This is a genomic window from Streptomyces iranensis (assembly GCF_017874715.1).
GTDB classification, from domain to species: Bacteria; Actinomycetota; Actinomycetes; order Streptomycetales; family Streptomycetaceae; genus Streptomyces; species Streptomyces iranensis.
On the sequence record NZ_JAGGLR010000014.1, the window covers coordinates 31,583 to 52,931 of the forward strand.

Consider the following 21,349-nt stretch of genomic DNA (forward strand, 5'->3'; position numbering starts at 1 on the left):
GTCAGGTCGGTCAGGTGGGTCAGATCGGTCAGGTCGGGAATGGTCGGGAAGCGCCGGACGGCGGTCAGTCGGTCGGCCGCCCGGCCTCATGGCGGCGGGACAGCGTGCGCAGGGTCGGGCTGACGGTGGCGAGGACGGCCGCGGTGGACATCCCCGCCGAGCAGAGCAGGATCGCCCGGTCGCCCGGCAGGGCCTGGGCGAGCGATCCGCCCAGCGCGGGGCCCGCCGCGCCCGCGGCACCGCAGGCCAGGACGAGTGTGCTGGTGAGCCTGCCGCGCAGCTCGTCCGGGGTGCGCAACAGTTGGTCGGTCATGATGGCGGTGTTCGCCGTCGGCGGGAACAGCGCCATCAGGGCGAACAGCACCCCGATGAGATAGCCGCTGTCCATCAGCACGGTGACCGGGGCGAGCACGGCCAGAGCCCAGAACACCGCGATGATGCCGCCGTACGGGCCCAGCCGCCGGTGCAGTACGGGCGCCAGCAGCGCACCCGCCACCCCGCCCACCCCGAGCATGGCCGCCATCACGCCGACCTCCCCGGAGGGCACCCCCCGGGACTCGGCGAGCACGATGACGACGAGGTAGAAGGCGCTGAAGAACAGGTTGAGCACCACCGCGCACACCACCGTGACCCGGATTCGCCGCTCCCCCCACACCCACCGCAGCCCGTCCAGCGCCTCCCGGCCCAGCGGGCCCATCCCGACGGCGGGCCGCTCGCGCCGGGGCAGCCGGACGAAGAGCAGCGCGACGAAGGAGAGCGTATGTGTCACGGCGTCCACCAGGAAGGGCACGAACCGCCCCACGGCGAACAGGAACCCGCCGGTCGCGGTGCCCGCCAGCTGCCCCATCGAGGCCCGTGCCGTGTTCATCGCCACCGCCGTGGGCAGATGCTCGTCCGCCACCAGGGCGGGCAGCGACGAGCTCTCGGCCGGTTCGAAGAGCGCCGCGCTCGCCCCGAACACCGCCGCCACGACGACCATGTGCCAGACGGTGGCCGCGCCCGCCCACACGGCGGCCACCAGGCTGATGGCGGAGACCGCCTGGGCCGCCTCACAGCCCAGCATGATGGCCTTGCGGTCGTAGCGGTCCACCAGGACACCCGCCGGGAGCCCGGTCACCATCTGTGCGGCGGCGATGGTGCCCATGACCAGACCGGAGGCGGCGCCCGAGCCGGTGAGCGCGAGGACCAGCAGCGGAAACGCGATCAGCGCCGTGTGGAAGCCGAACTCCGAGAGTGCCTGACTGCCCCACAGCAGCCGGTAGTCCCGGTTGCGCGACAGCGGAACCGGCGGCGACACCGGCGGGGCGGCGGTCATACGGAGCCCCGGCAGTCCACGGCGATCCGGCGCAGCGCCTCCGCGAAGTCCCCGGCCACCGCCTCCACGGTCGCCCTCTCGTGCACATCGGGGCGGTAGCGCCAGGTGAAGCCGAGCCGGGCGTCCTGCACCGCGCCCACCACCTCCAGCAGATGGGAGCCGCCCTCGCGCGGATCGTGGTCCTGGCCGAACGAGCCGTGCTCGGCGTGGACCAGACCGCCCTGGGACTCGGCCGAACGGGCGTCCCACTGGCCGAGGTAGTTGAACACGATCTGCGGCCCGGCGCCGTGCCGGGACAGCCGCTCGCGCAGCTCGGGTGGGCCGAAGGCGCGCAGCGCCCCGAAGCCGAAGCCGTTGCCGGGGACGGTCCGCAGCCGCCGCCGCACCGACTTGACCAGCCCCCGCCAGTCGGCCGCCCCGCCGTCGGGGAGGTCCGGCAGCTCGAAGGAGACCGGATACATGGTGGTGAACCAGCCCACCGTACGGGAGAGATCGACACCGTCCAGGACGTCCTCGCGCCCATGGCCCTCCAGCTCCACCGACACCCGCTCCTGGCCCGTCCAGCGGGACAGCGCCACCGCGAGGGCGGCGAGCAGCACATCGTTGATGCGGGTGCGATAGGCGGTGGGCGCCGAGCGCAGCAGCGCCTCGGTGTCCCGCTCGTCGAGCTCGACCGGCACCGTACCGATCTCGGGCCCCGGCGTGGCCACCTGATGGTCGACCGGCAGCGGCCGGGCGTCGAGAACCTCGCACCAGTGGTCGGCCTCATGGTCCAGGCCGCCCTCGGACACATGCTCCGCGAGCCGCCGCGCCCAGTCGCGGAAGGCGGTGGTCCTGGTGCCGAGGTCCACCGGTTCGCCCCGCACCCCCTGCTGATAGGCGATGTCCAGGTCGTCCAGCAGGATCCGCCAGGACACCCCGTCGATGACCAGATGGTGCGCGGTCAGGAAGAGGAACGGCCGCCGGGCCTCGCCGAAGCGGAAAAGCGCGGCCCGCAGCAGCGGCCCGCGGCCCAGGTCGAAGCCAGCGTGGAGCGCGTCGGCCGCCTTCTCCATCGCAGCGTCCGCCTCCCGCGCCGGCAGACCGGACAGGTCATGGCGGTCCAGGACGGCGCCGTCGCCATCCGGTTCCGGGACGTGGCCGTGCCACTCGCCGCCGTCCTCGGTGAACCGGGTGCGCAGCGCGTCATGGTGGACCAGGAGCGCCGCCAGCGCCCCCTCCAGCGCCTTCTCGTCCGGCTCCTGGTGCAGCTCCAGCAGTGTGGACTGGTTGAAGTGGCGCGGATTCACGGTGTGGGTGGCGAAGAACCAGCGCTGGATCGGGGTGAGCGGAAGCGACCCGGTCCCCGGCTCCGCACGGCCCTCGTCCCGTTCGGCGGTGGCCACGGTGGCGAGCCCCGCCACCGTCTGATGGGTGAACAGGTCCTTGGTGGTGAGCCGCAGACCGGCCTGCCGGGCGCGGGAGACCACCTGGATGCTGAGGATGGAATCCCCGCCGAGCTCGAAGAAGTTGTCCTCCACACCCACACGTTCCAGACCGAGCACATCGGCCCAGATGTCCGCGATCCGGCGCTCCATCGGGGTGCGCGGGGCGACATGGCGCGCCCCGGAGGCGATGGGCACCGGATCCGGATCGGGCAGCGCCCGGCGGTCCACCTTGCCGTTGGCGTTAAGCGGAAGGGCGTCCAGGGTGGCGAACGCCGACGGCACCATATGGGACGGCAGGGTCCGCCCCAGGACGTCGCGCAGCGAGGCGGCGGTCGGCGAGGTACCCGGCGCCGGGACGACATAGCCCACCAGGCGCTTCCCGCCGGAGGGCTGCTCCGGAGTCGGGGCGGTCTCCCGTACGGCGACCACCGCTTCCCGTACCTCCGGGCTGCGCCGCAGCGCGCTCTCCACCTCGCCGGGTTCGATCCGGAAGCCACGGACCTTGACCTGGTCGTCGGCGCGGCCCAGGAACGCGAGCTCGCCGTCGCCGGTCCACCGCACCACGTCGCCGGTGCGGTACATCCGCCCGCCCGCCGGGCCGAACGGATCGGCCACGAACCGTGCGGCGGTCAGCCCCGGACGGCCCAGATAGCCCCGCGCCAGCCCCGTGCCCGCCACATACAGCTCCCCGGCCACGCCCACCGGTACCGGGCGCAGCGCCTCGTCCAGTACGTAGACCCGGGTGTTCGGGATCGGCCGGCCGATCGGCGGCACCCCCGACCCGGCGGTCAGCGCCCCGGACCAGGTACTCACCACCGTGGCCTCGGTCGGGCCGTAGGAGTTGACCATTCGCCGCCCCGGCGCCCAGCGGTCCACCAGTTCGGCGGAGCAGGCGTCGGCGCCGACGATCAGGGTCCGCAGATCCGGCAGCCCCGTCCGCCGATCCGCCTCCGGCACGGTGGCCAGCGCGGCCGGCGGGATCAGCGCATGGGTGATCCGCTGTCCGCCGAGCACCTCGGCCAGCCGCTCGCCCAGCAGCGGGCCCTCGTCACCGATCACCAGCGCCGCGCCACGGGGCAGCGAGACACACAGCTCCAGGACGGAGGCGTCGAAGCTGGGGGAGGAGAACTGCAGCACCCGGTCCCCGGCCCGTACGTCGTAGTGCGCGGCCGCGGCGGCCGAGAAACCGGCCAGCCCGGCATGGGTGACCACGACCGCCTTGGGCACACCGGTGGAGCCGGAGGTGTAGATGACATACGCCGGATGGTCCGGCGTCAGGCCACGGCGTGGGGGTGGCGCGGCGGGGCCCGCCTCGGCCCACACCGAGGCCGCGTCGTCGAGCACCACCGAGGGCGCGGCGTCGCGCAGCATGAACGCCACCCGCTCCTTCGGATAGCCGGGGTCGACCGGCAGGAACGCACCGCCCGCCTTCGCCACGGCCAGCTGCGCCACCAGCATCTCCACCGAACGCGGCAGCACCAGCGCCACCAGCCGCTCCGGCCCCACGCCCCGGCCGATCAGCCGGTGCGCCAGCCGGTTCGCGGCCACCTCCAGCTCGGCGAAGGTGAGATCGCCCTTCCCGTACCGCACGGCCGTGGCATCCGGCGAGACGGCCACCTGCCGTTCGAACAGCTCGCGCAGCGTGGCCCGCTCCACCTCCAGGCGGGTGTCGTTCCACTCGACCAGGGTGCGCCGCAGCTCGGCCGGGGTGGTCAGGGGCAGCGCGCCCACCGGCAGTTCCGGATCCGCGGCGATCCCGGCGAGCAGCGCCCGCAGGGCCGTGCCCATCCGCTCCACGGTCGGGGCGTCGAACAGATCGGTGCTGTAGCCGATCAGAGCGCGCAGCACACCCTCCTCGGCCTCGGCGAACTCGAAGGTGAGGTCGAAGGCGGCGGTCTGCGTGTCGAGTTCCACGTCCGCCAGCTCCAGACCGGGCAGCTCCAGTGCCCGGCCCGGGGCGTTCTGCAGCACCACCATCGCCTGGAACAGCGGTGTCCGGCTGGTGTCCCGCACCGGCCGCACCTCGTCCACCACCCGTTCGAACGGCACCGCCTGATGGGCGAAGGCGTCCAGGACGGTGCCGCGCACCTCGGCCAGGAAGTCGCCGAAGCGGGCGTGCGGATCGACGGTGGAGCGCAGCACCAGGGTGTTGACGAAGAAGCCGATCAGCCGCTCCACCTCGGGGCGCTCCCGCCCCGAGGTGACGGTACCCACGGCGATGTCCCGCCCGCCCGACAGCCGGGCCAGCAGGATCTGGGCCGCCGCCACCAGCGTCATGAACAGGGTGGTGCCCCGCGTCTGCCCGAACTCCTTGAGGCGCGAGCTCACCCCGGCGGGCACCGTGAACTCCACGGTGGCGCCGTGCTTCGTCCGCACCGCCGGGCGGGGCCGGTCGGTGGGCACCTCCAGCGGCGGCACTTCGGCCAACTGCCGTGTCCAGTAGGCAAGTTCCTCATCCGCTCGGGGAGCGGTGAGTTCGGTGCGCTGCCAGGCGGCGAAGTCCGCGTAACTCACCGGGAGCGGGGGCAGCGCCGCGGGCTCACCGCTCAGCGCCGCCCGGTACAGCTCCCGCAGATCGCCGATGAGCACACCGGTGGACCAGCCGTCCGTGATGATGTGATGCAGTGTCAGGCTCAGCACGTGTTCCTGGGCACCGAGCCGGATCAGCCCGGTCCGCAGCAGCGGGCCGCGCCGCAGATCGAACGGGCGCGCCCGTTCGTACGCCAGCAGCTCCCGCAGCTCCGCCTCCCGTTCGGCGGCGGGGAGAAGGGACAGGTCGTACGGGTCGAGCCGGATCTCCCGTGGGGCGTGCACGATCTGCACCCCGCGGCCGTCCACCGCGTCGAAGGTGGTCCGCAGCGACTCGTGCCGGGCCACCAGCGCGGTCAGCGCCGCGCTGAGCGCGTCCACATCGAGGGCTCCCCGCATCCGCAGCGCCAGCGGGGTGATGTACTCGGCGCTGTCGGGGGCGAAGGAGTCCAGGAACCACAGCCGCTGCTGCGGATACGACAGCGGGAGCTCGCCGTCCCGGGCCACCGGTGTGATCGGGGCGGGCCGGTCCGCGCCACGGCCGTCCGCGCCATCGAGCGCCTCGGCCAGGGCGGCGACGGTCGGATGGGTGAACACCAGACGGGGCGACGGCGCCACCCCGAGCACCTCCCGCAGCCGTGAGGTGAGCCGGATGGAGAGGATCGAGTCGCCGCCGAGTTCGAAGAAGTTGTCCCCGGCGCCGACCCGCTCCACCTCCAGCACCTCGGCCCAGACCGCCGCCACGGCCCGTTCGGCCCCCTCGCGCGGCGCCCGGTAGGGCGTGCGGCGGGTGTCCGGGCCCGGCGCGGGCAGCGCCGCGCGGTCCAGCTTCCCGGTGGGGCCGAGCGGCAGCGCCTCCAGCGGGACAATGGCCGACGGCACCATGTAGCCCGGCAGCCGCTCGGCCGCGTACGCCCGCAGCGGGTCACCCTCCACCGGGGTGTCACCGGCGGCCACCACATAGGCCACCAGCCGCTTGCCACCGGGACCGTCCTCCCGGGCCACCACCGCGACATCCGCCACCTCCGGATGCCCGGCCAGCACCCCCTCCACCTCGCCCGGCTCGATCCGGAAGCCACGGACCTTGACCTGGTCATCGGCGCGGCCGAGGAACTCCACCGTGCCGTCCGGGCGTCGCCGCGCCAGATCGCCGGTGCGGTACATCCGCTCCCCGGCGGGCCCGTACGGATCGGGGAGGAACGCCGCCGCGGTCGGACCGGGGCGGCCGAGGTAGCCGCGTGCCACCCCCTCCCCGGCGACGAAGAGCTCGCCGACCACACCCGGCGGCACGATCCGCATCCTGGAGTCCAGGACGTGGACCCGCATGTTGTCCAGCGGTCGGCCGATCGGCACCACCTCGGGCACCTCGTCGGCGCGGGACATCGGGAAGTACGTGGCGAAGGTGGTGGTCTCGGTCGGCCCGTAGCCGTCCACCACGGTCAGCCCGGGGCAGCGCTCCAGCACCCGGCGCACCGAGGCCGCGGGCACCACATCGCCGCCGGTCCACACCTCGCGCAGGCCCGTGAAGCAGTCCGGCGCGTCCCCGGCCAGCAGCCGGAACAGCCCGGCGGTCAGCCAGAGCCCCGTCACCCCCTGCTCGGCCACCAGCCGGCGCACCGCGGGGGCGTCCAGCTCGCCCGGTGCCACCACCACCCGGCCACCGTTCAGCAGCGGCACCCACATCTCGTAGGTGGCGGCGTCGAACGCCACCGGCGAGTGCAGCGGCACCCGCTCATGGCCGCCACCGGCGAAAGCACGGTCCAGGGCGAGCGCCGCCACATCGCGATGGCGCACCCCCACGGCCTTCGGCACACCGGTCGACCCGGAGGTGAACATCACATACGCCAGCTGGTCCCGGTGCACCGGCACCGCGGCCGCCACCGGCTCGCCCTCCCGGGCGGCGGCCACCTCCTCCGGCGTCAGCACGACCGCGGCGCCCGCCTGGTCCAGCAGCGTGCGCCGCCGGTCGCGCGGGGCGCGGGCGTCCACCGGTACGTACACCCCACCGGCCCTGACCACCGCGAGCTGGGCCACGACCAGTTCCACCGACCGGTCCATGAGCAGCGCCACCCGGTCCTCGGGACGCACCCCGGACCGCAGCAGATGTCCGGCCAACCGGCCCGCCCACTCGTCGAGTTGGGCGTAGCCGAGCGAGGTGGTGCCGTCGGTGACGGCGACGGCGTCCGGGCAGAGGCGCACCCGCTCGGCGAACAGCTCCACCGGCGAACCCTCCGGCAGCGGCCGGGCGGTGGCATTCCACTCGCCGGCCGCCCGCAGGCGCTCCGCCTCCGTCAGCAGCGGCAGCTCGTCCGGCGACCGCCCGGCGCCATCCGCGATCCCGGTGAGCAGCGTCTCCAGATGGGCCGCCGCCCGCTCCACCGTGGCCGCGTCGAACAGCGCCGGGTCGTAGGCGAGGTCGAAGCCCAGCCGGTCGCCGAGATAGGCGCGCAGACACAGCGGGAAACTGGTGGAGTCCTCGGCCCGCACCTCCCGCACCCGGATCCCGGCACCGGCCGCCGACGCCTCGTCGAAGGGGTAGTTCTCGAACACCATCATGCTGTCGAAGAGCGCCTCACCGGCCGGCACCGCGCTGAGGGCCTGGATCCGGGGGAGGGCGATGAAGTCGAAGCGGCGGGACTCGCTCTGCTGCTCCTGGAGCTCCCGCAGCCATGCCACGACCTCACGGCCGCCCTCGGCCACGGCCCGGGTGGGGACCGTGTTGATGAACATGCCGACCATCGTCTCCACGCCCGGCAGCCCCTCCGGACGGCCCGAGACGGTGGTGCCGAACACCACGTCGGGCACACCGGCGTACCGCGACAGCAGCAGTGCCCACGCGCCCTGCACCACCGTGTTGACCGTCAGCCCGCCGCCGCGCGCGGTCTCCCGCAACCGGGCGGACACCTCCTCGGTCAGCTCCAGCCGGGTCAGCGCGGTCGAGGTGGTGCGATGCGCCTCCCGGGGCGGCCGGTCGTACGGCAGCGGTGTGCGGGCGCCGAACCCCGACAGCACCTCGCGCCAATGCCGCTCCGCGCGTTCCCGGTCCTGCTCACGCAACCAGCGCAGGAAGTCCCGGAAGGCCCGGCGGGCGGGCGGCCGGGGCGGGCGCCCGGCCACGAGGGACGCGTAGGTCTCGCACACCTCGGCGAAGATCTGGCCGGTGCTCCAGCCGTCGAGCATCAGATGGTGCGAGGTCCACACCAGCATGACCTCGTCATCGGGCAGCCCGGCCACCGCGATCCGGCTCAGCGGGGCCGAGGTCAGTTCCATCCCGGCCGCGCGGTCCCCGGCCAGCAGCCGCCGCAGGGCCTCCTCCCGCGCGGACGGCGTCAACTCCCGCCAGTCCAGCCGGACGGTGGGCAGGTCGGCCCGGCGGTGAACGACCTGGACGGGCTCGGCGAGCCCCTCCCAGCGGACCGAGCTGCGCAGGACCGGCGTACGGTCCACCACCCGCTGCCAGGCGGCCGCGAAGGCGTCCGGGTCGGCGATCCCGCCGATCCGGATGGCGATCTGGTCGAAGTAGGCGCCACCGGTGGCAGCGCCGTCCACGAGGCCATGGAACAGCATGCCCGCCTGGAGCGGGGTCAGCGGATACACGTCCTCCACCGCGCCGCCGTCACCGGCGATCAGATCCACCTGCCGCCGGCCGAGCCGGGCGAGCGGGAAGTCGGACGGGGTGCGCCCGCCCGCGCCGGGCTCGGCGCAGTGCGCGACGATCTCCTTCAGCGCGGCCAGACAGCCGTCCGCGACCCGGCGCACGGTGGCCTCGTCGTACATCCGCGCCGGATAGCTCCAGCCCAGCTCGAGACGGCCGTCCTGGACCGCCCCGGTGACCTCCAGCAGACCCGGGCGGGTCTCCCCGGGCGCGGCGTCCTGGCCGGTCACGGGGAGCGCGGCGCGGTACAGGGACGGGGACCTTTCGTCGGCCGCGGCCACGTCCCACTGGCCGTGGTAGTTGAAGACGATCTGCGGCGACGGACCACCCCGCAGCTCCCCGGCCGGGGAGTCCTCGGGGGCCAGATGGCACAGCGCCCCGTGGCCGAGCCCATGGTGCGGAACGGCGCGCAGCTGCTCCTTGACGGACCGGAGGGTGTCACGCCACCCCGCCCCGGCGTCGACGGTCAGCGCGAGCGGGTACTCGGCGGTGAACCAGCCGACCGTACGGGAGAGGTCCAGATCCTCGAAGAGATCCTCGCGGCCGTGTCCCTCCACGCCGATCAGCACCGTGTCCCCGCCGGTCCAGCGCGCCAGGCTCCGGCCGAGCGCGGCGAGCAGTACGTCGTTGATCCGCGTCCGGTAGACGCCGGGGACCCGGCGCAGCAGCGCCTCGGTCTCGGCGCGGCCGAGGACCGTGGTCACCGTGGCCGCCGTCTCATGGGTGTTGGGGCCCTCGCGGTCGACGGGGAGCGCGGCGGGCGCGGAGCGCGCCACGCCCGTCCAGTACGCCAGGTCGCCGTCGAGCCCGCCGGAGCGCACATGGTCCGCCAGCCGGGTGGCCCAATGGGTGAAGGCGCTGCTCGCCGGGGGCAGGGTGGCAGCGCCACCGGCGGCGGCGCCACGGTAGGCGGTCTCCAGATCGCCGAGCAGGATCCGCCAGGAGACGCCGTCCACCACCAGATGGTGGGCGGTGAGCAGCAACTCCGGCGGCCGTCCGGGCCCGAAGGTGAACAGCAGCGCCCGCAGCACGGCCCCCTCGGCGATGTCCAGCCCCGTCTGGGCCGCGACCGTCGCCTCCCGTACGGCTTCGGCGCGTGCCGCGTCGTCCCGACCGGACAGGTCGTGCCGCTCCAGGACACCGCCGGGGGCGGTGGGCAGGACCTCCTGGCGCCACTGCCCGTCGACGACCAGGAAGCGGGTGCGCAGCGCGGCGTGGTGCGCCACCAGGGCGTCCACCGCCTGCCGCAGGGCGGCCTCGTCGAGGTCGCCGGTGAGCTCCAGCCGGTGGCCCATGGTGAAGTGGTGCCGGTCGCCGGGTCGCCGCCCGTCCAGGTACCAGTGCTGGATGGGCGTCAGCGGCGCCGGTCCGGCCGCCGCCCCGGCCGTCTCGGCGAGTGGCTGCCGCCGGGCCGTCTCGACGCTCAGCGCGAGCTCCGCGATGGTCTGGTGGCGGAAGACGTCCTTGGAGGTGAGCGTCAGCCCGGCCTGGCGGGCGCGGGAGACGATCTGGATGCTGAGGATCGAATCGCCGCCCAGGGCGAAGAAGTTGTCCTCCACCCCCACCGCGGGCACGCCCAGCACCTCGGCCCACACGCCCGCCAGCACCGTCTCGGCGGGGGTCCGGGGCGCCACATACGGCGAGCCCTGCTCGGGGCGGTCCGGGGGAGCGGGCAGCGCGCGCCGGTCCACCTTGCCGCTGTCGGTGCGGGGCATCCGGTCCAGCGTCACGAAGGCGGCCGGGACCATGTAGTCGGGCAGGGTGCGCTTGAGCAGGGCACGCAGCTCCACCGGATCGGGGGAGTCGGTCGAGTCGTCGGAACAGGCCACCAGATAGGCCACCAGCCGCCGGTGACCGGTGTCCTCGCGGGCCACGACCACCGCCTCCCGGACCGCCGGATGGCCCAGCAGCGCGGCCTCGATCTCGCCGGGCTCGATCCGGAACCCGCGGATCTTGAGCTGTTCGTCCGCGCGGCCGAGGAACTCCAGCGTCCCGTCCGCCGTCCAGCGCGCCCGGTCGCCGGTGCGGTACATCCGGCTGCCGGGAGGGCCGTACGGGTCGGCGACGAAATGGCCCGCGGTGAGCCCCGGGCGGCGCAGATAGCCGCGGGCGACCTGCGCCCCGGCCAGATGGAGCTCACCGGGGACGCCGGGCGGCACCGGCCGCAGCGTGCCGTCCAGGACGTACGCCCGCAGATTGCGGCCGGGCCGCCCGATGAGCGGACGGTCGCCGAGACCGGCCAGGTCGCCGTAAACCGCGTCCACGGCGCATTCGGTGGGCCCGTAGAAGTTGTACGCGGCCACGCCCGGCACCGCGCGCAGCTCCCGCCACAGCGCCGCCCCGAGGGCCTCGCCGCCCACCATGACGATCCGGGGGCGGTGGCGGTCCCCGGCGAACAGCCCGGCCGCCATCAGCTCATGGAGGTACGACGGGGTGACGTCGAGGAAGTCCAGGCCACGGTCCTCGACCAGGGCCACGAGGGCGGCCGGGTCGAGCCGTACCGCGTCGTCCACCAAGTGCACCTCCTGGCCCGAGGCCAGGAACACCGCGCCCTCCCAGGAGGTGTCGAAGGAGAACGCGGCGGTCAGCGCCGAGCGCAGCGGGCGGCCCGCCTCGGCCTGGTGCGGTGCGATGAGCCCGGCCCGGTGGTCGAGGCAGAGGTTGACCAGCTGACGGTGCTCGACGGCGACACCCTTGGGGCGGCCGGTGGACCCCGAGGTGTAGGTGATGTACGCGGTGTGCGCGGGCCGCAGCGGGGACAGCAGGTCCGCGTCGGTGGGATCGGTGTCCGGCAGCCGGTCCAGGGGCGCGTCCCTCAGGGCACCGGGGGTGAGGACGACCTCGGGCGCCGCGTCCTCCAGCAGGAACCGCGCGCGCGTCGCGGGCAGCCCGGGGTCCACGTACAGCTGCGTACCGCCCGCCTTGAGGACCGCGAGCAGGGCCACCATCAGCTCGGCGGTGCGCGGAAGCCTGACCGCGACCACCTTCTCCGGGCCCACGCCCTGGGCGATCAGATGGTGGGCCAGCCGGTTGGCGGCCGCGTTCAGCCCCGCGAAGTCGTAGGTGGCGTCGGAGGCCACCAACGCGGTGGCGCCCGGGGTGCGGGCGGCCTGTTCCTCGAAGAGCCGGGGGAAGGTGGTGTCCGGCACGGCGAGCGCGGTGTCGTTCCACTCCTCCAGCACCGTCCGCCGCTCCCCGGCGGTCAGCAGCGGCAGTTCGCCCACCCGGAGCCCGGGGTCCTCCGCCACCGCCTCCAGCAGCAGCCGCAGCTGACGGGCCATCCGCTCCACGGTGGCCGCGTCGAACAGATCGGTGTTGTACTCCACGAAGCCGGTCAGGCCGCCGGGGCCCGCCACGAAGTCGAAGCCCAGGTCGAAACCGGCGGTCCGGCCCGGGACCCGTACCGCCTCCACGGTGAGACCGGGCAGGTCGGGCACCTCGGCACCCAGGTTGTGCAGCGCCACCATGACCTGGAAGAGCGGGGTGCGGCTGGTGTCCCGCTCCGGCTGGAGCGCGTCCACGATCCGCTCGAACGGCACGTCCTGGTGGGCGAAGGCGTCCAGCGCGGTGCCCCGCACCCGGGTGAGCAGCTCCTCGAACGAGTCGTCGGCGTCCACCCGGGTGCGCAGTACCAGCGTGTTCACGAACATCCCGACCAAGTGCTCCAGCTCGGGCCGCTCCCGTCCCGAGGTCACGGTGCCCACCGCGATGTCCTGCTGCCCCGACCAGCGGGCCAGCAGCACCTGGCAGGTGGCGAGGAGCGTCATGAAGAGGGTGGAGTCGCGCCGCCGCCCGGCCGCGCGCAGCCGCTCCACCAGCGCGGCGGGCAGGGTGAACTCCAGCAGCGCCCCGCATCTGGTCTGCACGGCCGGCCGGGGACGGTCGGTCGGCAGCTCCAGCGGCGCCAGATCCGCCAGCCGCGCCCGCCAGTACTCCAGCTGCGGCTCCATCCGCGCCGCGCCGCCGAGCGGATCGCGCTGCCACGCCGCGTAGTCGGCGTAGCCCAGCGGCAGCGGGGCGAGCGCGGGCCGCCGTGCCATGACCGCCGCGCCGTACAGCTCGCTCAGATCGGCGCTGATGACGGCCGTGGACCAGCCGTCCGTGACGATGTGGTGCATCGTCAGGGTGAGGACGTGCTCCTCGTCGTCCAGCCGGATCAGGGACGCCCGCAGCAGCGGCCCGGTGCGCAGCTCGAAGGGGGTGGCGCCCTCCCGCTCCAGCAGCCGCTCCAGCTCCCGCTCGCGCGTCGCCACGGGACGGGCCGCGAGGTCGTACACCGGCAGTGCCACCGGATACGGATCGTGCACCCGCTGCACCCCGCGGCCGTCCACCTCGGCGAAGGTGGTGCGCAGCGGCTCGTGCCGGGCCACCAGGGCGTCCAGGGCGGTGCGCAGCGCGGTGGTGTCCAGGCGGCCGCGCAGCCGCAGCGCGAACGGTGTCACATACTCCGTGCCACCGCCGTCGAAGGAGTCCAGGAACCACAACCGCGCCTGCGGATACGACAGCGGCAGCTCGCCGTCCCGTGGCACGGCCGGGATGGCGTCCGCCGCCCCGCCGTCTTCCGCCGCCCCACCGTCATCCGGAGTACCGCCCGTCTCCGGCTCGCTCAGCGCGGCGGCGAGCTCGGCCACGGTGGTGTGGGTGAACAGCGCGCGCGGGGTGACCTCGGTGCCGAAGGCCGTCCGCAGCCGGGAGGCCACCCGGATGGCCAGGATCGAATCGCCGCCCAGGGCGAAGAAGTCGTCGGTCGCCCCGGCCTCCTCGACCGGGAGCACCTCGGCCCACACCCGCGCCACCGTGCGCTCGGCCTCGGTGCGCGGGGCGATCCGCTCGGCGCTCGCCGCGAAGCCGTCGAGGCCGGGCGCGGGCAGTCCGCGCCGGTCCAGCTTGCCGTTTGCGGTCAGCGGCAGCGCGTCCAGCGCCACGAACGCCGCCGGGATCATCTGTGCGGGCAGCGACCGCTGAAGGAACTCCCGCAACTCACCGGCCCGCGGTGGCGCGGCCGAACCGGCGGCCACCACATAGGCCACCAGCCGCCGCGCCCCGGGCTGGTCCTCCCACACGGTCACCACCGCGTCGCCGACCCCCGGATGGGCGGTCAGGGCGGCCTCGATCTCCCCGGGCTCGATCCGGAAACCACGGATCTTCACCTGGCCGTCGGCGCGGCCCAGGTACTCCAGCTCGCCGTCCGCGCTCCACCGGGCCCGGTCGCCGGTGCGGTACATCCGGCTCCCGGCGGGCCCGTACGGATCGGCCATGAAACGGGACGCGGTCAGGCCCGGACGGCGCAGATAGCCCCGGGCGAGCCCGGCCCCCGCCACATACAGTTCGCCCACCGCCCCCGGTGGCACCGGCGCCAGCGCCTCGTCCAGCACATACACCCGCAGATCGGGGATGCCGGTGCCGATGGCGCTCGCCGCGACGGACGGAGCCGCGCGGTCGAGCGGGGCGTAGGTGACATGCACGGTGGTCTCGGTGATCCCGTACATGTTGACCAGCACCGGCGAGGTGTCCGGATGCCGTGCGTACCAGCCCGCCAGCCGCCGCGCGTCGAGCGCCTCACCGCCGAACACCACCCGGCGCAGGGCGAGTTGGGCTCCGGGGTGCTCCTCGTCGGCGCGCATCAGCCCCTGGAAGGCGGACGGCGTCTGGCTGAGCACCGTCACCCGCTCCTCCGCCAGCAGCCGCAGGAACTCCTCGGGGGAGCGGGAGACGGCGTACGGGACCACCACGAGCCGGCCGCCGTGCAGCAGCGGCCCCCAGATCTCCCAGACGGAGAAGTCGAAGGCGTAGCTGTGGAACAGCGTCCACACATCGCTCGCGTCGTAAGAGAACCAATCCCGTGTCCGGGAGAACAGCCGGACCACATTGGAGTGCGGGATCACCACTCCCTTGGGCACGCCCGTGGACCCGGAGGTGTAGATGGCGTAGGCGGGGCTCTCCGGCAGCGGCCCGGAACCGGCCGGGAGGGCGGCGGACCGGCGCTCCAGATCGGCGATCAGGGCGGGGTCGTCCAGGCACAGCCGGGTCACGGCGCCGTGTTCGGCGGCGTCCTCGTCCTCGGCGAGCCGCGTCTGAAGGTCGGTGGTGGTCAGCAGGGCCACCGGTTCGGCGTCGGCGAGCATCCGGGCGATCCGGCCGGACGGCTGGTCCGGGTCGAGGGGCAGATAGGCCGCACCCGTCTTCAGCACCGCCACGATCGCCACGATCATCTCCGGCGAACGGGGCAGCGCCAGCGCCACATACCGCTCCCGCCCGGCACCCTCGGCGATCAGCCGATGCGCCAACCGGCCCGCCCGCGCGTCGAGTTCGGCGTACGACAGCGAAACCCCGGCACACGAGACGGCGATGGCCCCGGGGGCGCGGGCGGCCTGCTCCTCGAACAGGTCCACCAGCGTCCGCTCCGGCGCCTCAGGAGCCGCGCCGCCACCCCACTCCACCAGGATCCGCCGCCGCTCCTCCGCGGTGGTCCACGGAAGCGCCCGCAGTGGGCGGTCGGGGTCGGCCGCGATCGCGGTGAGCAGCAGACACAGCCGGTCGGCGAGCGCGGCCGCGGTCCGGGCGTCGAACAGCCCCGGGTCATAGCCGAGGTCGAAGCCCAGCCGGTCGGAGAGACGGGCCCGCAGACTCAGGCCGAAGTTGGTGGCGTCGATCGAGCGGACCTCGACGATCCGCAGGCCCGCCTCGCGCGCCGAGGAGTCGTCAAAGGGGTAGTTCTCGAAGGCCACCATCGAATCGAAGAGCGGCGTCCCGGCCGGAATCTCGCTCCAGCCCGCCACCTGCGCCAGCGAGACGGATTCATGCCGCCGGGACGCGGACTGCGCCATCTGGAGGTCCCGCAGCCAGTCCCCGGTGTTCCGGGCGGTGTCCACCCGCACCCGGGTCGGCAGGGTGTTGATGAACATCCCGACCATCGACTCGACCCCGGCCAGCTCCGCCGGACGGCCCGAGACGGTGGTGCCGAAGACCACGTCGTCCTCGCCGCCGTACCGGGACAGCAGCAGCGCCCAGGCGCCCTGCACGATCGTGTTGACGGTCAGGCCGCCGCTGCGGGCCGTACGGCGCAGCTCCTCCGACACCCCGGGGGTGAGCGACACCGCCACGGTCGCCGAGGACCGCGCCCGGTGGGACTCCACGGCCTTGCGGTCGGCGGGGAGCGGGGTCGGGGCGGTGAAACCGGCGAGCACATCCCGCCAGTGGCGCTCGGCCTCGTGCCCGTCCCGCCCGTCCAGCCACTGCAGATAGTCGCGGAACGGGCGGCGGGCGGGAAGCGCCGGAGTACGGCCCCGGGCCGCCGCGGTGTACCGCTCGCACACCTCGGTGAACACCTGCGCCAGGCTCCAGCCGTCCAGGACCAGATGGTGCGAGGTCCACATCAGCGCCACCCGGGTGTCGGTCAGCCGGGCGACGGCCAGCCGCATCAGCGGCGGCGCGGCCAGATCGATGCCCAGGGCCAGGTCCTCGGCCCGGAACCGCTCCAGTTCGGCCTCGCGCCGCTCCTCCGGCAGCCCGCGCCAGTCCAGCTGGGTCACGGGCACCTCGGCCCGGTGGCGGACGATCTGCAGCGGCCGCTCGACGCCCTCCCAGACGACGCCGGTGCGGAGCACCGGTGTGCCGTCCACCGTCTGCTGCCAGGCGCGGGCGAACGCCTCCGGGTCGCCCACCCCGTCCAGGATCAGCGTGGCCTGGTCGAGGTAGACGTCCTCCGCGCCGCCGACCAGCCGGTGGAAGAGCATGCCCTCCTGAAGCGGGGTCAGCGGATAGACGTCCTCGACCAGGCCGCCGTCGCCCACCAGCCGGTCGACGGCGGCCTGGTCCAGCCGGGCCAGCGGGAAGTCGGAGGGGGTCCGGCCACCCGCGTCCGGTCCGTCGCAGTGCGCCACGATCTCCCGCAGCGCCGTGAGCATCCCGTCCGCGAGCCCCCGCACCGTGGCCACGTCGTGGACCCGGTCGGAGTACAGCCAGGTCAGCTCCAGCTCACCGTCCGCCACCACGGCGGACACATCGAGCGGATACACCGACGGCTCGTCGGCGGCCAGATCCCGCCCCAGGCTCTCCCCGGTGAGCGTGAACGCGCCGCCGTCCCCGCCCGAGTCCCACTGGCCGTGGTAGTTGAAGCAGATGCCCGGCGGCGGCGCGTCGGCGAGCGCCCGCGCGGGGGAGCCCGGTGCGCTCAGATACGCCAGCGCCTCATGGCTCAGCCCCCGGTGCGGCACCGCGCGCAGCTGCTCCTTCACCGACTTCAGCACCGCGCCCCAGCCGTCCCCGGGCAGCGTCAGCGCCACCGGGTACTGGGTGGTGAACCAGCCCACGGTCCGGGACAGATCGACGGCCGCGTCCAGCTCCTCCCGGCCATGGCCCTCCATGGCCACCAGCACGCGGCCCTCACCCGTCCACCCGGCGAGCACCCGCCCCAGCGCGCCGAGGAGGACATCGTTGATCTGCGTCCGGTACGCCCCGGGCACCCGGCGCAGCAGCCCGTCGGTGACCTCGCGGTCGAGCGTCACGCGCACGGTGTGGGTGGACCCGGCGGTGGCCGTGCCGGGACGGTCCGCCGGGAGGTCCGCGCCGCCCGCCCGCCGTACGCCCTCCCAGTACGGCAGATCGCCGTCCAGCCCGCCCTCCCGCACCCGCTCGCCCAGTCGATGGGCCCAGGTGGTGAAGGGGGTGGAGGCGGGCTCCAGGCGCACCGGCTCCCCGGCGGCGGCCTGCCGGTAGGCGCTCTCCAGATCGCCCAGCAGAATGCGCCACGAGACGCTGTCCACGGCCAGGTGGTGCGCGGTGAGGAACAGCCGCGGCCGGGTCCCCGCGCCGCGCCGCAGCAGGGCACCCCGCAGCAACGCCCCCGTGGTCAGGTCGAGTTCGGCGCGGGCGGCCCCGGCGGCGGCCTCGGCCGCGGCCGTCTCCTCCGCGCCGCCGAACCCGGACAGATCGTGGCGGCGCAGCACCGGCCCGCCCGGCGCGCCGCCCGCGAGCTGCCGCCACTCGCCGTCGTCGCCCTGGACGAACCGGGTGCGCAGGGCCGGGTGGTGCGCGACCACGGCGTCCAGGGCGGCCTCCAGGGCGCCCTCGGCCAAGTCGGGCGGCAGATCGAGGACCATCGACATGGTGAAGTGGCGCAGCGGGCCATGGGTGGCGAAGAACCAGTGCTGGATCGGGGTGAGCGGCGCCGGTCCCGCCACCTCCGCCGGTTCGTCCCCGGCGGCTTCGGGCGCGGTGCGCGGCGTCACGGCGGCGGCCAGCTCGGCGATGGTCTGGTGCAGGAAGACATCCCGCGAGGTGAGCGCGAGCCCCGCCTGGCGCGCCCGGGAGACGATCTGGATGCTGAGGATCGAATCGCCGCCCAGCTCGAAGAAGTTGTCGTTCACCCCCACCGTCCGGGCGCCCAGCACCTCGGCCCAGATCCGCGCCAGCTCCCGCTCCGCCTCGGTGCGCGGCGCGGTGGCGTCCCGCTCCGGCCGGTCCGCGTCCAGTCGCGGCGTGGGCAGCGCCCGGCGGTCCAGCTTGCCGCTGGTGTTGAGCGGCATGGCGTCGAGGGCGACGAAGACGCCGGGGACCATATGGCCGGGCAGGGTGCGCCCGAGCGCCGCGCGCAACTCGCCGGGGGCGGGCGGCTCACCGCTGGGCGCGGGCACGTAGTAGGCGGCCAGCCGGGTGTGGCCGCGGTCGTCGGTCACCGCGACGACGGCCGCCTCGGCGACGCCCGGCAGATTGAGCAACGCCGCCTCGATCTCGCCCGGTTCGATCCGGTGGCCCCGGACCTTCACCTGGTCGTCGGCCCGGCCGAGGTAGTCCAGCTCCCCGTCCGCGGTCCAGCGGGCCAGGTCACCGGTGCGGTACATCCGGCTCCCGGCGGGCCCGTACGGATCGGCCACGAAGCGGGAGGCGGTCAGCCCCGGACGGCCCCGGTACCCCCGGGCCACCTGCGCACCCGCCAGATACAGCTCACCCGCCACCCCCACCGGCAGCGGCTGGAGCCGGGAGTCGAGCACATGGGCGCGCAGATTGCCCAGCGGGCGGCCCACCACCGGGCGCCCCGCGCCACCGATCCGGGCCGCGAGCGCGTCGATGGTGCACTCGGTCGGACCGTAGAAGTTGTACGCCGCCGTCCCCGGCGTGTCCGCCAGCCGCCGCCACAGCGACGGACCGATGGCCTCGCCGCCCAGCATCAGCACCCGCGGGCGGTGCCGGGGGTGGTCCAGCAGCCCGGCCGGGAGGAGCTGCCGCAGATACGAGGGGGTGAGGTCGAGGAAGTCGATGCGCCGCTCGGCGACGCGCGCCACGAGCGCGGCCGGGTCGAGCCGGGTTGCCTCGTCGATGAGGTGCAGTTCATGGCCGTCGGCCAGCAGCAGCAACCCCTCCAGTGAGGTGTCGAAGGAGAACGACGCGGTCAGCGCCGCGCGCAGCGGGCCGCCGCCCGCCTCGGCCACAAAGCCCTCGCGGTGGCCGACGAGCAGATTGACCAGCGACCGGTGCTCCACGGCCACCCCCTTGGGGCGGCCGGTGGAGCCCGAGGTGTACAGGACGTAGGCGGCGCTGTCGGGGTGGAGTACGGCGGTCCGGTCCGCGGCCGTGGGGTTCGCCACCGGCAGCGTGGCCGGGACGGCGCGCAGGGCGGCCTCGTCGAGCACCAGTGCGGGCCGGGCGTCGGACAGGAGGAACGCGAGGCGCTCGGCCGGGAGTTCGGGATCGAGGGGCAGATAGACCCCGCCCGCCTTGAGCACACCCAGGATCGCCACGATCATGTCGGAGGTCCGGGGCAGCTTCACCGCGACGACGCGCTCCGGGCCGATGCCCTGGGCGATCAGATGGTGCGCCAGCCGGTTGGCGGCCGCGTTCAGCTCCGCGAAGTCGTAGGTGGCGTCGCAGGCCACCAGGGCCGTGGCCTCCGGCGTACGGGCCGCCGCCGCCTCGAACACCGCGGGAAACGTGGCCGGTTCGACCGCGAGCGCCGGGCCGTGCCCGGCGGCCGTCATCCGCCGCCGCTCCCCGTCCGTGAGCAGGGGCAGCTCGCGCACCGGCCGGTCCGGTTCGGCCGCCACCCCGTCCAGCAGCACCAGCAGATGTCCCGCCATCCGCTCGGCGGTCGCCTGATCGAACAGCTCGGTGCTGTACTCCAGCAGCCCCCGCAACTCCTCCCCGTCCTCGACGAATTCGACGCTGAGGTCGAAGGTGGCCGACCGGCGGGGCACGGCCACGCTCGTCGCCGTGAGCCCGGACAGCCGGGGCGCGCTCCCCGGGGCGCTGTGCAGCAGCACCATCACGTCGAACAGCGGATTGCGGCCCGCCTCCCGGCGCGCCCCCACGGCCTCCACCAGCCGCTGGTACGGCGCCTCGTCATGGGCGAAGGCGTCCAGCACCGTGGCCCCGGCGTCGGCCAGCAGCGCGCGGAAGGAACGGGCCGTGTCCACCGCGGAGCGCAGCACCACCGTGTTGACGAAGAAGCCGACGGCGCGCTCGAGTTCGGTACGGCCACGGCCAGAGGTGACGGTGCCGATGGCGATGTCGTCCTGCCCCGACCAGCGGGCGAACAGCCCCTGGCAGGCGGCGACCAGCGCCGTGAACAGCGTGGTCCGCTCGCGCGCCGCGAGTGCCCGCAGCCGGTCCGCGGTGGCGCGGCCCACCGTGAACTCGTGGATCGCCCCCGCCGAGGTGGGCGCGGCGGGCCGGGGCCGGTCGATCGGCAGCTCCAGCGGGACGACGCCGTCCAGCCGCTCCTTCCAGTAGCCGAGCTGGCGGTCCAGGGCGGCCCCCGAGAGCCGCTCCCGCTGCCATACGGCGAAGTCCGGGTACTGCACCGGCACCGGGGGCAGCGGGTCCGCGCCGGGCCCCGCGTCGTAGAGCGCGCACAGCTCGTCCTGCAGCACCCCCATCGACCAGCCGTCGGTGACGATGTGATGGGCCGTGAGCAGCAGTACGTGCGCGTCCTCGGCCAGCCGGATCAGCAGCACCCGCAGCGCCGGACCCCTCCGCAGCTCGAACGGCCGGGCGTACTCGGCCAGCAGCAGCCGGTCCAGTGCCTCGGTGTCTCCGCCCTCACCGGTGAGGTCGGCTACCGGCAGCGGGACGGGCACGGCCGGGCACACCACCTGGGCGGGCCGGCCGTCGAGGTCGTCGAACGTGGTCCGCAGCGCCTCATGGCGCTCCACCAGGGCATCCAGCGCCCGGGAGAGCGCGGCCACGTCCAGCGCGCCGGTCAGCCGCAGCGCCAGCGCGCTGTTGTATCCCGCCTCCTCCGGCTGGAGGGTGTGCAGGAACCACAGCCGCTCCTGGGCGAAGGACAGCGGCAGCGGCCGCGCGCGGTCCGCGCGGGGGATGGCCTCGGCGCGCCCGGCCCTGCCCGCGAGGCGGCGGCGCAGCGCCTCCCGCAGCTCCTCGGGCAGGGCGGCGGCGCGATCCTTCCTCGAAGACGTCATGTCGTCC

General features: G+C 74.5%; 2 protein-coding genes. Both read right to left on the reverse strand.

The genetic code is table 11. From position 1 onward, the window contains the following. Positions 1-64: 64 nt before the first annotated feature. Positions 65-1,315, reverse strand: a complete 1,251-nt coding sequence (locus J2Z30_RS25215) for an MFS transporter (RefSeq protein ID WP_044580021.1) — start codon at positions 1,313-1,315, stop codon at positions 65-67. Then, positions 1,312-21,342, reverse strand: coding sequence for a non-ribosomal peptide synthase/polyketide synthase (locus tag J2Z30_RS25220; RefSeq protein ID WP_044580022.1), 20,031 nt, complete (start codon positions 21,340-21,342; stop codon positions 1,312-1,314). Before J2Z30_RS25220 ends, J2Z30_RS25215 begins: the two co-directional genes overlap by 4 nt. Positions 21,343-21,349: the final 7 nt, after the last annotated feature.

What these genes read in the sequence shown, in the direction of transcription:
- J2Z30_RS25215 (WP_044580021.1), bottom strand. Translation starts at nt 1,315, where the DNA reads ATGACCGCCGCCCCGCCGGTGTCGCCGCCGGTTCCGCTGTCGCGCAAC.
- J2Z30_RS25220 (WP_044580022.1), bottom strand. Translation starts at nt 21,342, where the DNA reads ATGACGTCTTCGAGGAAGGATCGCGCCGCCGCCCTGCCCGAGGAGCTG.